19 protein-coding genes and 1 pseudogene are annotated in these 14,879 nt (G+C 56.9%); 14 read left to right on the top strand and 6 right to left on the bottom strand.

Annotation, left to right across the window (positions count from 1 at the left end):
* The 6 genes from CKW20_RS14620 (at window position 1) to CKW20_RS14600 (ending at window position 6,020) form a co-directional block, all read left to right on the top strand.
* Window positions 1-2,472, top strand: coding sequence for an FtsX-like permease family protein (locus tag CKW20_RS14620; protein WP_095053657.1), 2,472 nt, complete (start codon window positions 1-3; stop codon window positions 2,470-2,472).
* Window positions 2,462-3,532, top strand: coding sequence for a lipocalin-like domain-containing protein (locus CKW20_RS14615; RefSeq protein ID WP_095053534.1), 1,071 nt, complete (start codon window positions 2,462-2,464; stop codon window positions 3,530-3,532). Before CKW20_RS14620 ends, CKW20_RS14615 begins: the two co-directional genes overlap by 11 nt.
* 62 nt (window positions 3,533-3,594) lie before the next feature.
* Window positions 3,595-3,837 (top strand): hypothetical protein, encoded by a 243-nt coding sequence (locus CKW20_RS14610; RefSeq protein ID WP_095053533.1) that lies wholly within the window; start codon window positions 3,595-3,597, stop codon window positions 3,835-3,837.
* A 10-nt stretch (window positions 3,838-3,847) separates the two neighbouring features.
* Window positions 3,848-4,021: a hypothetical protein gene (locus tag CKW20_RS29580; protein WP_176466896.1), complete on the top strand. Its 174-nt coding sequence runs from the start codon at window positions 3,848-3,850 to the stop codon at window positions 4,019-4,021.
* An 86-nt stretch (window positions 4,022-4,107) separates the two neighbouring features.
* Window positions 4,108-4,692 carry a hypothetical protein gene (locus tag CKW20_RS14605; RefSeq protein WP_095053532.1) on the top strand — a complete coding sequence of 195 codons (585 nt, stop codon included), beginning with the start codon at window positions 4,108-4,110 and terminating at the stop codon, window positions 4,690-4,692.
* 626 nt (window positions 4,693-5,318) lie between these two features.
* Window positions 5,319-6,020 carry a cyclase family protein gene (locus CKW20_RS14600; RefSeq protein ID WP_176466895.1) on the top strand — a complete coding sequence of 234 codons (702 nt, stop codon included), beginning with the start codon at window positions 5,319-5,321 and terminating at the stop codon, window positions 6,018-6,020.
* Window positions 6,021-6,107: 87 nt separating this feature from the next.
* On the opposite strand, the gene CKW20_RS14595 is transcribed toward CKW20_RS14600, so the two are convergent.
* Window positions 6,108-6,623 (bottom strand): Hcp family type VI secretion system effector, encoded by a 516-nt coding sequence (locus CKW20_RS14595; protein WP_095053531.1) that lies wholly within the window; start codon window positions 6,621-6,623, stop codon window positions 6,108-6,110.
* A gap of 378 nt (window positions 6,624-7,001) precedes the next feature.
* Between CKW20_RS14595 and CKW20_RS14590 the strand changes: the two genes are divergently transcribed.
* Window positions 7,002-7,679: a type 1 glutamine amidotransferase domain-containing protein gene (locus CKW20_RS14590; RefSeq protein WP_095053530.1), complete on the top strand. Its 678-nt coding sequence runs from the start codon at window positions 7,002-7,004 to the stop codon at window positions 7,677-7,679.
* Window positions 7,680-7,918: 239 nt separating this feature from the next.
* On the top strand, window positions 7,919-8,173 hold the full coding sequence (locus CKW20_RS14585; protein ID WP_095053529.1) for a hypothetical protein: 255 nt from the start codon (window positions 7,919-7,921) through the stop codon (window positions 8,171-8,173).
* A 114-nt stretch (window positions 8,174-8,287) separates the two neighbouring features.
* Here CKW20_RS14585 and CKW20_RS14580 read toward each other — a convergent pair whose 3' ends face one another.
* A complete protein-coding gene (locus CKW20_RS14580) occupies window positions 8,288-8,701 on the bottom strand; it encodes a CBS domain-containing protein (protein ID WP_095053528.1) in 414 nt (137 codons plus the stop codon).
* A gap of 122 nt (window positions 8,702-8,823) precedes the next feature.
* Window positions 8,824-9,516, bottom strand: a complete 693-nt coding sequence (locus CKW20_RS14575) for an SOS response-associated peptidase family protein (RefSeq protein WP_095053527.1) — start codon at window positions 9,514-9,516, stop codon at window positions 8,824-8,826.
* A gap of 135 nt (window positions 9,517-9,651) precedes the next feature.
* Between CKW20_RS14575 and CKW20_RS14570 the strand changes: the two are divergent.
* Window positions 9,652-9,786, top strand: a pseudogene (locus CKW20_RS14570) (sigma 54-interacting transcriptional regulator); the annotation flags it as partial.
* 276 nt (window positions 9,787-10,062) lie between these two features.
* A complete protein-coding gene (gene gfa, locus CKW20_RS14565; protein WP_095053526.1) occupies window positions 10,063-10,641 on the top strand; it encodes an S-(hydroxymethyl)glutathione synthase in 579 nt (192 codons plus the stop codon).
* A 307-nt stretch (window positions 10,642-10,948) separates the two neighbouring features.
* Here the strand turns inward: gfa and CKW20_RS14560 are convergent, their stop codons facing one another.
* The gene (locus CKW20_RS14560) at window positions 10,949-11,503 is read right to left on the bottom strand and encodes a TetR/AcrR family transcriptional regulator (protein ID WP_095053525.1); all 555 of its coding nucleotides are present in this window, start codon (window positions 11,501-11,503) and stop codon (window positions 10,949-10,951) included.
* 126 nt (window positions 11,504-11,629) lie between these two features.
* On the opposite strand from CKW20_RS14560, the gene CKW20_RS14555 reads away from it, so the two are divergent.
* The 3 genes from CKW20_RS14555 to CKW20_RS14545 all read left to right on the top strand — a co-directional run bounded on the left by CKW20_RS14555 (window position 11,630) and on the right by CKW20_RS14545 (window position 13,467).
* Entirely contained in the window at window positions 11,630-12,250 is a 621-nt protein-coding gene (locus CKW20_RS14555; protein WP_095053656.1) for a DJ-1/PfpI family protein, read from the top strand.
* 97 nt (window positions 12,251-12,347) lie between these two features.
* Complete coding sequence (locus tag CKW20_RS14550) at window positions 12,348-12,878, top strand: DUF2867 domain-containing protein (RefSeq protein WP_095053524.1); 531 nt, start codon at window positions 12,348-12,350, stop codon at window positions 12,876-12,878.
* A gap of 106 nt (window positions 12,879-12,984) precedes the next feature.
* Window positions 12,985-13,467, top strand: a complete 483-nt coding sequence (locus tag CKW20_RS14545; protein ID WP_095053523.1) for a cupin domain-containing protein — start codon at window positions 12,985-12,987, stop codon at window positions 13,465-13,467.
* Between the two features lie 132 nt (window positions 13,468-13,599).
* Here CKW20_RS14545 and CKW20_RS14540 read toward each other — a convergent pair whose 3' ends face one another.
* A complete protein-coding gene (locus CKW20_RS14540) occupies window positions 13,600-13,782 on the bottom strand; it encodes an alpha/beta fold hydrolase (RefSeq protein ID WP_256585048.1) in 183 nt (60 codons plus the stop codon).
* A 57-nt stretch (window positions 13,783-13,839) separates the two neighbouring features.
* Here CKW20_RS14540 and CKW20_RS29880 point away from each other — a divergent pair, with 57 nt between their 5' ends.
* Entirely contained in the window at window positions 13,840-14,052 is a 213-nt protein-coding gene (locus tag CKW20_RS29880; RefSeq protein WP_256585047.1) for a hypothetical protein, read from the top strand.
* 155 nt (window positions 14,053-14,207) lie between these two features.
* On the opposite strand, the gene CKW20_RS14530 is transcribed toward CKW20_RS29880, so the two are convergent.
* A complete protein-coding gene (locus CKW20_RS14530) occupies window positions 14,208-14,879 on the bottom strand; it encodes a DUF3313 domain-containing protein (protein WP_176466894.1) in 672 nt (223 codons plus the stop codon).

The following is a 14,879-nucleotide window of genomic DNA, read 5'->3' as shown; positions in this document are numbered from 1 at the left end:
GTGCGGGTTTTTCGCGAAACGTTGCGGGCACTGCTCAGTCATTGGCGGCAGCATCCGGTGCAATTTTTCAGTGTGCTGACCGGGCTTTGGCTCGCCACCAGTCTGCTGACTGGCGTGCAAGCGCTGAACAGCCAAGCGCGAGAAAGCTACGCCCGGGCCAGTCAGCTGATCGGCGGCGAACCGCAAGCCAGTCTCACTGCACTCGGCGGTGGGGTGTTTTCCCAGCAAGTGTTTGTCGACCTGCGTCGTGCGGGTTGGCCGGTATCGCCTGTGTTGCAAGGCCGGGTGACGCTCAAGGGCCATGAAGACCAGCGCTTGCAGTTGATGGGCATTGAACCGGTGTCGCTGCCGGCCGGTTCCGCAGTGGCCGGGCAGTCGTTGCCGATAGAGCAGGTTGTCGAGTTTTTCACCCCGCCGGGCAGCACCTGGATTTCACCACAGACTTTGCAGGCGTTGGGCTTGCATGAAGGTCAAACCCCGGTGGCCCAGAGCGGAGTCACCTTGCCGCCGCTGCGTGCCCAGACCGACATGGCGCCCGGCGTGTTGCTGGTGGACATCGGCTTCGCCCAACAGATTCTGCAATTGCCCGATCAATTGTCACGCCTGCTGCTGCCCAAGGATTTCAAGGCGACCCTGCCTGATCAGTTCAATGGTCAGCTTCAGTTCAAAAGCAGCGGCGAAGAAAACAATCTCGCGCGCCTGACCGAGAGCTTCCACCTGAACCTCGATGCCTTGGGCTTTCTGTCGTTTGTGGTCGGCCTGTTTATCGTTCACGCGGCGATCGGGTTGGCGCTGGAGCAACGCCGAAGCTTGCTCAGAACCCTGCGCGCCTGTGGAGTCAGTGCGCGCATGTTGATTGCCTGTCTCACCGTCGAGCTGGGGGGGCTGGCACTGATCGGTGGTCTCGCCGGTGTCGTCAGCGGCTACCTGTTGGCGGGTGTGTTGTTGCCAGATGTCGCCGCCAGCCTGCGCGGCTTGTACGGCGCCGAAGTGCCGGGGCAGTTGAACCTCAGTGCGCTGTGGTGGCTCAGCGGTATCGGCCTGAGCCTGTTCGGCGCCTTGCTGGCCGGCGCCAACAGTTTGCTGCGGGCGGCGCGTTTACCGTTGCTGGCGCTGGCCGATCCGCAAGCCTGGCATCAGGCACACGCGCGCTGGTTGCGGCGCCAGGGTTGGGTCGCCGCGATGGCTGCGGTGATCGCGTTATTGGCGTTGATCTTCGGCGACAGCCTGAGCAGCGGTTTCGTGCTGATGGCCGCCTTGTTGATCGGCGCCGCACTGGCCTTGCCGGTGGTGTTGAACAGCGTGCTCGACTGGGTGCTCGGGCGCAGTCGTTCGGTGCTCGGCCAATGGTTTCTCGCAGACTGCCGTCAACAACTGCCGGCCCTGAGCCTGGCCTTGATGGCGCTGTTGTTGGCGCTGGCGGCAAACATCGGCGCCGGCAGCATGACCGCCGGTTTCCGTCAGACCTTCAGCAACTGGCTCGAGCAACGCCTGACCGCCGAGCTGTATCTCAATCCGCAAAATCCGGCCCAGGCTCGAGAACTGCACACCTGGCTCGAACAGCAACCCCAAGTCACCGCGGTGCTGCCGAACTGGCAAGTGTCGATCCAGTTGCAGGGTTGGCCGGCAGACATCTTTGGCGTGATCGATCACCCGACGTATCGTCAGCATTGGCCACTGCTGGAAGCCTTGGGCGATAACCCTTGGGATCGACTGACCAAGGAGGACGCGCTGATGCTCAGCGAGCAACTGGCCCGGCGGCTGAAGGTACGGCTCGGTGATCAGCTGACGATCTCCACGCCGAATGGCCCATGGTCGCCACGGATCGTCGGGATCTACGCCGACTACGGCAATCCCAAGGGGCACTTGCTGGTCAACATCAATCATCTTCTGCGCGGCTGGCCGCAGTTGACGCCCAACCGTTTTAACCTGCGCATCGAACCGGCATCCATCCCAGGATTCCTGACCGCCCTGCAAACCCGTTTCGCCCTGGACGACAGCCGCATCGTCGATCAGGCCCGGCTCAAGGGCTGGTCCACGCAAGTGTTCGAGCGCACCTTCGCCGCCACCGCCGCGCTCAACAGCCTGACGCTTTGCGTCGCGGGTGTGGCGTTGTTTATCAGCCTGCTGACCCAAAGCCAGAGCCGCCTCGGGCAACTCGCACCGCTGTGGGCTTTGGGCGTAACCCGTCGACAATTGATGCTACTGAACCTCGGGCAAACCTGGTTGCTGGCGGTGTTGACGCTGGTGCTGGCATTGCCGTTGGGCATTGCGTTGGCATGGTGCCTGGACACGGTAATCAACGTTCAGGCCTTCGGCTGGCGCTTGCCATTGCGGGTGTTTCCGTTGCAATTGTTGCAGTTGATGGGCCTGGCGTTGCTCGCAACATTGCTCGCTTCAGCATGGCCGTTGTACTCGCTGTATCGCACGCAGCCGGCGGATCTGCTGAGGACGTTTGCTCATGAAGATTAAGGTCAGCGTGTTGTTACTGGCGTTATTGAGTGGATGCGACAACACGCCTGCGCCGGAAAAAGGCTTCGCCGGCCTAGGCCATCAGGCCGAGGCATTTACCCCAGTGGTGCCCGGGAGAGTGTTCAGTTTCCCGGCGGACCACGGCCCGCACGATGGCTTTCGCATCGAATGGTGGTACGTCACCGCCAACCTCAAGGACGATCAGGGTCATGAGTTCGGCGCGCAATGGACGCTGTTTCGCAGCGCCTTGAAGGCGACTCCCGAACAATCCGGTTGGAGTAATCAGACTATCTGGCTGGGCCATGCGGCAGTGACTTCCGCCACGGTGCACCATGCCGCCGAACGTTACGCCCGAGGCGGCGTCGGTCAGGCCGGCGTGAGCCTGGCGCCGTTCAACGCATGGATCGACGATTGGCATTTCAGCAGTCAGGCCACCGCTGAAGATCCTCTGGCGGACCTGCAACTCAGCGCTCGCGACAAGGCTTTCAGCTACCAGCTTCGACTGACTTCAAGTCGGCCACTGGTGCTTCAGGGCGACAAAGGCTTCAGCCAGAAATCCGAACAAGGCCAGGCGTCGTACTATTACAGCCAGCCGTTTTTCCAGGCCAGCGGCACGTTGGAAGTCGACGGCAAAACTTACACGGTCAGCGGCCCGGCCTGGCTCGATCGCGAGTGGAGCAGCCAACCCCTGACCGCCAATCAAACCGGTTGGGACTGGTTCTCCCTGCACCTGGACAGCGGCGAACAGGTCATGCTCTACCGCATGCGGCAAAAGGACGGCGCGCCGTATCTCACCGGCACCTGGATCGACGCTCAAGGGCAGGCGCAGTTGTTGCAGGCCGATGACATCCGCCTCACACCCCAAGACACCGCCAACGTGGAAGGGCGTTCGATGCCTGTACGCTGGTCGATCAACATTCCCGCCAGGCACCTCGATATCACTATCGATGCCCTCAACCCCAAGGCCTGGATGGATTTGCGCATTCCCTATTGGGAAGGGCCGGTGCGGCTCAGCGGCAGTCATGGCGGGCAGGGGTATCTGGAAATGACCGGGTATTGACTCGGAACTCTCGGCGCCACGCCGTTTTCCTACGTAATGAAGCCCATTCTCGGGAGCCCGCCATGAGCGATGACCTTAAGCCGCCCACCCTTGCCACCTGGCAGCGGCTGTTCGAAGACAAGGCCTACTGGCAGCAATCTCCCGACTCGCATTACAGCGAATTGTTGCGCATCGCCGACGATCTGCTGGGGCAGGGCGCCATTGACCTCGATCAATGGCAGATCCTCAAAGCCAAGGCCGATCAATCCCACAAGGACTCGCCGGCCGTGAACGTCGCCCACGAAGTCAATGATCCCGAAGCCTGAGGAAAATCCCATGAATCCCAAACCGACCACTCCCTCGGAAAACCCCGACGAACCCCGGCCACCGGGCGAAGTCGAGCGCGACAACGACGCCCTGCGCCCCACCGACCCGACCCGGCGCAAGGAAAGCGGTAAGGGCACAGACAGCGGAGAGTCCACTGCGCAAGAAACTGCGAACACTCCCTGAACAGCGTCTATGCTCATCGGCACGGACGCGCCGAACCCGGATTTTAAAGCCGTCTGCTGCCATCCATCACAGGGAACGTACCGCATATGAAGCTCAACGCACTGACCAAAGCCATCGCCCTCGCCACGCTCCTGTCCACCGCCAGCCTCAGCGCCGTCGCCGCCGACATCCCGCTGGCCGCCGCCGTGGAAGCCGATCAAGTCGTCACCAAAGTCCTGGCGGTCGACGCCGCCAACCATCAGGTCGTCCTTGAAGGCGCCGAAGGTCGGCAGGTCTATGTACAACTCAGCGACAAAGCCAAAAACCTCGACAAACTGAAAGTCGGTGATCAGGTCAACGTCGAAGTCGTCCGCTCGGTCGCGGCCTACCTCGACACCGACGTCGACAAAGGCCTGCCAGGTTCCATCGAACGCACTGGCGAAATCCGCGCTACCAAAGACAATCCCAACCCCGGCGGCGAAGCCTACCGTCAGGTACAGGTCCAACTGAAAATCACCCACATCGACCTGAAGAAAAACCAGGTGACCTTGCAGAACCCGGCCGGCCAATCCAAAACCGTCAACGTCGAAAGGCCTGAAGTCCAGGCGAAATTGAAAGATCTGAAAGTAGGGCAGAGCGTTGTGGTGACCTATACCGACGTGCTGAAAGTGACCACTCAGCACCCAAGCTGATCATTACTTGTACGGATTGATTGTTCTTGTGCGGATAGTTGTATAAGAACAATCAGTTTTAATGGTCTGGCTCGTGAGTTTTAAGAGGGTTGTGTGGGTTATGTAAGCAAAACCTTACGAAATAATATGTGCATAAATTTCATGTTTATGCACTAGGACATATCGGCCAAATTCCATTAAAATCCTTCCCGTTCGCCCGGTGTCAGGGCTCTTTACCGGTGCATGGATTGCCAGGCCATTACACTGGGCGAACACCTTCTACGGGAGGTGATGTTTAAAAGTTTCGGATATAAAAATGGGCGACCTTTGAGGTCGCCCATTTTTTATTGGGTGGGTTTAAAGCGGTGAATGATCGCGGTCTGGATCCCGTACGGTTACGGTGATGCCTTGAAGTGATCAATATTGATACTCTTCGATACAGAGCCTCTTCAGGATCTACAAGGCAGAGAATGGAGGGCGACTGGACGAGAGGACAGGACCCCTTGAATGATCAAAAGCGTAATCAATCATTATGGCGATATCAAAGCAAAACAGAGCTCTTTTAAACGGGTATCTATAGGCTGCTGGCCGCTTTGCTAACGGTCGGCGTCGCTAAAAGTTTCGCAGAGAATAAGGACGTCAAAGGAATGCGGAGTATTCAGTTTCGAAAGGTCATCGACCTCAGCCATATCATCAGCCCGTCCATTCCACTTTGGCCTGACGACCCGCCGGTGACATTCGATGTGGTGGCCTCACAGGAAAAAGACGGTTATTACCTGCGGCGTTTCAGCATGGGTGAGCACAGTGCAACCCATATGAACGCGCCTAATAGTTTTCACCCCAATGCCATTGGGATTGATGCCTATAAGCCAGAGTCTCTGGTGCGGCCGGCCATCGTGATTGATATTCGAACCCAGTCCCGGAACAACCCGGACTATGTGATTGGCATCCAGGACATCGAGCAATGGGAACAGGCTCATGGGCGCATCGACCAGGGTTCTGTTGTGCTGTTTTATACGGGGTGGCAAGCCTTGTGGGATGATCCCAAGCGTTTTATCAATGAAGATGCAAGCGGGCCACACTTTCCCGGTGTGGGGGCTGCAACGGCAAAATTTCTGCTTGAAGAACGCCGGATAGCCGGTGTCGGTATCGATACGCACGGAGTTGATCCAGGGCAGAACATGGTTTACGCCACCAACAGCCAGATTCTGGCGAAAGAGGGTATTGTCCTGGAGTGCCTGACTAACCTCGATCAACTACCCGCGAAAGGCACGACATTGGTCATTGGCGTGCTTCGACTGAAAGAGGGATCGGGTTCTCCTGTTTCCGTGATGGCGTTTGTGCCCTGAGTCCATTTTCAATTTGAAATGCTTCTTGAGTGACCCAAACAACATCGACCAGCAGAGCTGGCCGATGCTTGAGACGGTCGGCCTGGATCAGGCGACCGGAACGCGCCAGTCATCGGAACCCGAAGTACCGGATACTTCGTGGGTCCAGGTGATTTTGCGGTAGGTGAACTGCACTTCTTCCAGATGCGTGAAGTGCGAGTTCGACGGGTCCTGGCAGTTGTGCATTTTGTTGTTGATGGCGACGATGATCGCGTCTTCCAGTTTGGTGGTGTAGTAGTGCTCCTGGGTGCCTTGAGCCGAGGTGCGATACCACTGGATAACGATTTCGCTCATGCGCTCGCCGGAGGTCAACGCCGCTTGCAGCAATGGCGAAGACTTGTCGTAGACCTTGGTGATCACGACTGGCTTGTGTATGCGCTGACCGGTCGGTTGGCCGGACTGTGGGTCGCGCGGGATGATCACGTCGTGGCTGAAAGCCTGAACCATGACCTGGTCTTCATGACCCTCCTGATAGGCGTTGCCGATGGAGTCGGCGGTGAACGCGCCGGCAGTGATAAGGCCTTGTTTCTCGCCAGTAACGGACATGTACGCTGGTGTAGCCATGGATGCGCTCCTTGCTAAAAGTTAGGTGCCCGGGAGGCGGTATCGCCCGGTGGGTGCCTGACTCTTATCAAGGACCGTGCCAGAAATACTGAAAGCTATATGATTCAGATGGTTGAGGTGTTTTTTTAAAGTGCCGAGAGGGTTTTCGGCAAAGAACACCTGAAAAAGTGCGCAAGAAGCTGCGCACAGCCGCGCAAGTTCTTGCGTACTCGGCTGGAGGGCTTGTTAAACCTGGTCGCGGGGGGCTTTTTGGATGAGCGACTGGGCAATTTTTTGCGCATCAAGGCCATGAGCAATCATCGCAACGAACAGCGCTGCCCGGAGGTCAAATCCAGCGCCGAGGTCACTGAACAATCCTGAAATCGAGTGGAGAACGACATGAAAATCCTGATGGTTTTAACGTCCCACGATCAATTGGGTAACACCGGTAAGAAAACCGGCTTCTGGCTCGAAGAATTCGCCGCACCGTATTACACCTTCAAGGACGCTGGCGCGCAGTTGACCCTGGTTTCACCCAAGGGCGGCCATCCACCGCTGGACCCCAAGAGCGATGAGCCAGACGCGCAAACCGCCGCCACTGATCGCTTTCGCAAGGATCCCGCTGCCCAGTCCGCATTGGCGTCTACCGGGATACTGAGCACTGTGAAGGCCGAAGATTACGACGCTGTTTTCTATCCAGGCGGGCATGGCCCGATGTGGGATCTGGCTGAAGACACCTTTTCAATTGCGCTGATCGAAGCGTTTTACAAGGCGGGCAAACCGGTTGCGGCGGTCTGTCATGCGCCGGGAGTGTTGCGTCACGTCAAGGGGGCGGACGGCCAGCCGTTAGTCAAAGGCAAGCGCGTGACGGGCTTCGCCAATTCCGAAGAAGCCGCTGTGCAGCTGACGGACGTGGTGCCATTTTTAGTGGAAGACATGCTCAAGGCCAATGGTGGTCTGTATTCCAAGGCGGATGACTGGGCGAGTTACATGGTCGGGGATGGTCTGTTGTTGACCGGTCAGAACCCGGCCTCGTCGGAAGCGACCGCCAAGGCGTTGTTGGCGAAGCTGAAATAAGATCAAAAGATCGCAGCCCCCGTAGGAGCCGGCTTGCCGGCGAAGGCGTGTTCATAGGCGGTGCATGACGTGAGGCCGCTTTCGATGCAAGCCAGCTCCTACCGAAAAACAAGCAACCTCCACGGATAGTCCATGTCGATATCAACATGTCCCCCGCTATTCGTCACTCATACCTATCCAGGTTGTCAGCGTTTATGGCGGGCTGAAAGCGGCCGTAGCTGAATGGTCAGGAGGTGCCTATGAACTGTCCGCTGTGTGGAAACACCAGTGCGCTGGAAGATCTTTCGTTTGGGGGCGGCTTGCGTATTCATTGTGAGCCGTGTGGTGGTTTCTATCGGATCTCATCAACCCTGATCACCTTGGCCGAAGGAAAGACCTATGACACTGAGCGTGCCCGAACCCGGCTTAAAAAGAAGCGTGAAACCGGCAAATTGGAGGATCAGGAGCCGGCACTCGGTCCAGATGACAAAGACCTGCTCATCGAGCCGGACTGATGTGTGCAGAAGGACTCGCCTGCCCCGAAAGCCTGGTTTCGAACGGGATTCCAGGCCAGGCGAGCGTGCCGGATCCATGGGGACTCTACTCCTGAGGAGCGTTTAAGCAACCGTTCAATGGGCCTGTGCCACTCCGCGCAAAACAGTAGCAGCGGCGGATTGAGACCGAGTGCTGGCAATGTTTCCCAGTGACACAACGCCAACCAGACGCTTGTCTCGATTGAGCACGGGCAGGCGACGCAGTTGCACGTCCGCCATGTTTTTAGCCACATGCTCTATGTCTTCATCCTCGAAGCAATAGCGGATGCCGCCGGTCATTATTTTACTGATAGGGGTTTTGCCGGTGAGTCCTTCGGCTACGGCTCTAATGGCTATATCCCGGTCCGTGATCATGCCAATCAGACGCTCTTGCTCCTCAACCATAATGGCGCCGCTATCGATCCTGGCCATCATGTTCGCGGCCTCCTGGATCGTCTGGTTTGGCTTGGCTGTTAAAACATCTTTCGTCATGACTTCCGAAATCTTCATGAAAAGACTCCTTTTAAAGTGATGCTTCAGTGATTAAGGGCTGCCAATTTTTTCGACTGGGAGGGGAAGTGCGGGTTCAGATTGTTTTATCTCCACTCGTCATGGTGGCGGACTGGGGCGGGTCATGTGCGCAGGCCCTCAATGGGCTCTATCAGTTCTGAGCCCTGGTTCTTCACATTGCCCACAGCCAGGTCCACTTTGAACCATTCGAAGGCATCGCAAGGTTCGCCTTGCTGCAGGAGCATCTGTTCGGCACGCTCCTTGGGCGTGTACGGATCAAGCCATTCCCGCGCCAGTTCAGGATTGAGCGTCACTGGCCGACGGTCGTGAATGTCCACCATGCCACCCTCACTGTCCGCAGTGATGATCACGAAGCCGTCATGCTCGTCCGGCTCATTTTCGTACCTTGGATACTGACCAATCGCGGCGCACAGGATCGGCGCGCGATCCTTGCGACGGATCAGGTAGGGCTGTTTCTTCGGACCGCCCTCGTAAACCCATTCAAACCAGTTGTCGATGGCGATAATTGCCCGGTGCGGCCATATCGCCTTGAAGAATGGGTCATGGGCGACTTTCTCAACCCTGGCGTTGATCGGTGTCGCATGATCCCTGGCCCAGTGCGGTCGCCAGCCCCAACGAACCCTGTCGGCGTGCAGCACGCCGCTTTCCTCGTGGAGGAGGGCGAGCTGAGTCGACGGCGCGGCATTGTAGAGTGCTAACGGCTGATCGCCAGCATTGTTGATCAGGGCGTTGGGCATGCTCAGCGCCGCCACGAACTCGTGAACACCTCGATACTGCGAAAGTCGTCCGCACATGGCTGAGCCCTCATGCTGAACCTTGAGCTTAGACAATAGTTTCAGGGCGATCTATCAGGTTATCTAACCCGCATGGCAACGCTCGGCTTCACGCTGAGTGGTCTGTAAAACCTGATTGGTTGTCAGTAGGTCGAGCAACTGCCCGACAATTTGTTACGGGTGTTACAGGAGGGGCAATTCGAACGGGTGGGTGAAGAGCGAACCCGTAACGTGGATGTGCGCATCATTGCGGCCACCAATCGCGATTTACGCGCTGAAGTGCAGTCCCAACGGCTCCTGGTTATCTGAATTCGGCACACTCGCCCGTGCGCTGGCCCTGGCCGCGCTCGAGGCGTCATCGCAGACTATTCTTGATCTGGGTAACCGACCGGTCGCACCGAAGGAGGTCACTCGTTTATGCACTGTGTCCTTTTCGAAATCCGCCGCGGTTCGATTGGATGCATGAAGGCAAATCGATCCGCGCCGTCATCGAGTCCCGATGAACTACCGGTCTGTGGGCACGGCCCCAGGCACTTTTGTCTGACACCCTGAAACGGAGACGCCAGCATGAGCACCTTGCAACTTCACCCTGCACTGGACAATGGTATCCAACCCGCCGCCGCGAATTTCACAGGTGGCACCCTGCAATGCCTGTGTGCGACCGACAAGGTCGAGGTCAAGATCGACGCACAAACGCTGCATAACCACGCGTGCGGCTGCAGCAAATGCTGGAAACCACAAAACGCGACATTCGCCGTCATCGCCGTGGTGCCTAGAGATAAGGTCAGCGTCATTGCCCACGGCGAAAAACTGGCGATTGTCGACGAATCCGCCACCATCCAGCGCCACGCCTGCAAGCAGTGTCACGCCCATCTCTTTGGGCGCATCGAGAACAAGGACCATGCGTTTTATGGCCTGGACTTCGTCCACACCGAGCTTTCGCCACAGAGCGGATGGGCTGCGCCGGGATTCGCGGCGTTCGTGTCCTCCATCATCGAAACCGGCACACCGCCAGCGCAAATGAAGGCTATCCGCGAGCGCTTGCGCTCGATTGGCCTGGAACCCTATGACTGCCTGTCCCCGGACTTGATGGACGCACTGGCGACTCATGTCGCCAAACAGAAAGGCCTGCTCCCCGCCGCCTGATTGATCGGTCGCCGCGGTTTCTTTTCCGGACCGCGGCTCCGATTCACCTTTGATGTTGTGCGCCCCACATAATTAACCGGAGGGCTGTGGGCATTAAGACAACGGGTTACGCCAGTTTTCAATTCCGCTCGTACAGTGCGCGTCTGAGATTGAAATCTCTCGCAGACTTGCCTTGGCCCACTGCGCCCAGAACGCATTCTGCATAGGACAGATATCTATCCATCACTCGCCATAATTTTCAAAGCTATGAAGATGATAAATGGTGATAGCAAAACCAATGCCCCAACGCATAGACCAACCCAAAGACTTAGGCCCGCCACGGTGGAAGAGCCCCTTCGAAAAGTGAAAAGGCTCGCTGCAGGAAACTGTTGAAGCGAACGGCATCACGCCGCAGCCCTGCCTGTTGACCACCAATCAGGCACAGATGGGCCACCTGACCAATCACTTCTGCTTGGCCTGGCATATGGACCAAGCGGCGGCACGTCCGTATCGCGAAGTCCAGTCGTCTTGTGTCAACACGCTGCTGAAACTCGCCTACCAACGGATCGTGCAGCGACCAGGCTCGGATGGAAACTTCCCGCCCAGGTTGTTTCTCAGCGGCAATACTCAAGTAGCGTTTCAAGGTTTCGCCCGCGCTACGACCCTGCGCCGCATAAGCGAGCATGCGCTCCGTGTAGTCTTCTTCCCAAGCGGCCAGCAAGGTGCGGACAAAGTCTTCGCGATTGCGGAAATGGTGATAGAACGATCCGCGGGTAACATTCAATCGGCGCGATAGACTCTCGGCCGAAACGCCAATATGCCCTATTTGGTCGAGGGCCTCAAAACCAGCCGCGATCCAATGGTTACGAGTTAGTTTTCTCACCAGTTATTTCGCTCCATATTTAGCGCCATACAGACTGTGTATGGTGCGCAACCGATTGATACGCTGCGAACACCAGCAAAGATGGCCGTTGCGTTTTGCACGCCAGCACTTTTCATGGAGCTCGCCTTGAAGAAAATCGGTCTGGTTGCTTTCGACCAATTCACTGATATCGACCTATTCCTGATGTGGGACATTTTAGGCCGCAACACTGAGGACTGGCACGTCCGAATATTGGGTTCTAGCTCTATCGTGCGATCGGCGCACGGCCTGCTTGTTTCGGTGCACGGTCCGCTTTCCGAGGCCAATAGTGCCGACGCGGTATTGTTCGTCAGCGGCAAGGAAGGGATACCCGCTGCACTTGCCGCCCCAGATTTCCTGCCGTCGTTTGAACTTGACTCCAGACGCCAGCGAATCGGCTCCATATGCGCCGGAGCTTTCATTCTTGAACGGCTTGGGCTGCTCAGCGGCCAAGCAACTACACACCCGGATGCACGATCGAGCTTGCAAGCTCTGGGACTTGAGCCCGTGGACCAGCCTCTTGTATGCCAGGGGAACGTTGCAACCGCTGGCGGATGCCTTTCGGCGCTCTATCTGGTGGGATGGTTGGTTGAGTCCTGGTTCGATGTCGACAAGCGCCGTGCGACGTTGCTCCCTGTTCTTCCAGCTGGGCAGCAAGAGCTCTATGATGCCTTGATCGGGCTCAGTATCCGACAAGGAGAAGTTGGCGCCTCAACAACATCCAGTTAATCCATGCTTGCTCAGCGAGGCTCTGGACCTCATCGCAATAAGAAACGCGACATGGCAGGTCGTCTAATTAGTAGTTAGAACTCAGGAGAGATCCCCGATGCCCCGAGAATTTGAGCTCATTATGTCCGTGCCAGTCCCCTCGAGGTCCGGCATCACCCACCTTTACAAGTCGATGAACCTAGCGGACGCTTTTGCGATTCGGCTCCCTGCGGGCACATCTGGCAATCCAGACTTGCTAGCTCGATTCATCCTTTCCCACCAGCCATCCTGGATCGGATGGCTCATGAAAGTCCGAGACACTATCGTTGCCTGTTTTGGTCTCAAGACAGCCAAACACTTGGCATCACTTGCTAATCGGATTGGAATCTTCAAGGTCTACAGCACGAACCAGACTGAAATCGTGTTGGGAGAGGACGACAAGCACCTCGACTTCCGGATATCGATCCTATGTTCTGGAGAGGCAGAGCCAGAAGGCAGTCGCCAACTCGTTTTTTCAACCGTGGTCCAGTGCCACAACCGTCTAGGCCGGGCCTACATCTTCGTTATTGCCCCATTTCACCGCTTGGTTGTTAAGGCCAGCCTCCTCCGTGCAGCGCGCGTCGGTTGGCCTCTGGCTACCTGCCCCTAAGGCTGAGAGCGCTGTGTGCCAGGCCACCTTGCTTATGGCCCCGGGGTAGCTTTAATAAAGGCTGATGGCCTTGGGCAACATTTGTTCCGTTCGAAAGGAGCAGAAAATGTACAGATTAAGAGTCTTTATTGCGTCAAGCGCGTTCACACTCGCCGCACTGATGACGCTACCCGTGTCGAGCGCTGAGCAACCGATGGCGGGCCACATATCGGTTCTACCCTCTGATCTGAAATGGTCTGATGCGCCATCGGTCGCGCCTGGCGCCCAAATCGTAGTCATTGAAGGCGACCTGAAAACTGCAAATCCGTTTACCTTTCGGCTCAAGCTACCTGCCAACTCTAAGATAGGTGTCCATACTCACCCGGTAGTGGAACGTGTCACGGTAATTTCCGGCACTTTTCACTTGGGAGTCGGCGACAAATTTGATCCCGCCAAAGCCAGGGCCTACACGCCGGGCGGTATCACGATCATGCCTGTTGGTATGCCGATGTATGTATTCACCCAAGAAGAAACTGTCGTGCAGATCCATGGGACTGGCCCGTGGGGTATCAATTTTCTCAATCCTGCGGATGACCCCAGGAAGAAGTGACCTCATCTACCTGACAGAGTATCCGGCGAGGTCAGGAGCGATATGTTTCCGGTTGTCTGTCCGCTATCCGAGATGTCTTGAAACGCACGGGGCCGCACAATCAGTCCGACGCGGTGGCAACAAGTGTTCCGCTCACCAGCAGGCCAGATGTCTCTCGATCAACCTCGCTACCTCGGCTGCATGAGTAAAACCCAGACTGTGACCGGCGCCAGGGAAAACGTGTAGTTCCGCGCGGGGTAACAGTTGAGCAAGGCGCTGGCCGACGCGAACGGGGCTGATCAGATCTGAATCTCCCCAGAGGAGCAGGACTGGCATGCGCAACTCGACCCGCTGACCGCCGTAATTACGCCAAACAGCGACCCCCGATACTCGATGCTCTGGACCGACCTGCCCGCAGAACTGCTCGTGATCACGGGGCCGACCGTCTCCAACACGCTACTACTCGGTGCAGCTAATCGACGGCAACACGCGTCAGGCGGTTATTTCACCAGCGTCTTTTTCAGAGTTTCCTTAACGGCTGCTCACTGCGCAACTGCGCTTTGTCTGCTTCAGTATCTCGAAGGATGTAGCATATGTCTGATATGAATCGCATAGTCAATAAGTGGTCTAGGAGTTGTTCCCAACTCCGGTATTTCCTCCCTCTTGAACAAAGCAGAAAGGCCAACTCTGCACAGGTGCGTCAGCTCTTTCAGGTTTGAGATTCGCCTCGTCCCCGAACAAGAAGTCGCGCACGCATAACTTTACTTTAGAAGTTCACCCATATCAGCAACAAGCGCCTCGATCGCCTCAGTGAAGTCATCTGCGGTGATCGGAGTCTTATTATTGTCCAAAGTCTTGCCGAACACCTTGCGTGCGACCCTGACCATCGGCTCATTCGCGGCGTTGACCAGCAAGGCCTCGACATAAAGCTCTGAGTTCTGATCCCGCTGCCCAGTAGCGACATTGACACCACCGATAACCGCAGCTACCGGAATCAGCTCATACCACCTCATCTCCTCATTAGATGCACTGACGCCAGTGATCGCCGTATGCAGCACTAAATATCTTGAGGCGAATGGGATGGGATCCTGCGATCCAATTACTCGATATCGTTTGGACAACACTTCATATGCACGCGTGTCGGCAGCCCTTCGCAACCGTTCAAAGGTTTGCATGTCGACACGGTCGTTAGCCTTCGGCGCTGGGTACAGGATGAGGGGGTCAAAAATTACCATGTCGTAATTTTTAGATCTGAACGCTGGCGACACCCATCGCAAGGTAGGAGCACCGCTGGGCGAAAGGGTCGATTTAAGTACATCGTATCGATCCAAATAACCTGAATACTGTTCTTTATCGGTCGTCCTTGACACACAGCCGCCTAGAAGGAGGCAACTGAGACCTATAACCACCGATAAATTAGTCGAACATGCCAT

It is taken from the genome of Pseudomonas sp. Irchel s3b2 (assembly GCF_900187445.1).
GTDB lineage: Bacteria > Pseudomonadota > Gammaproteobacteria > Pseudomonadales > Pseudomonadaceae > Aquipseudomonas.
This window is presented reverse-complemented; position numbering and strand designations above follow the sequence as displayed.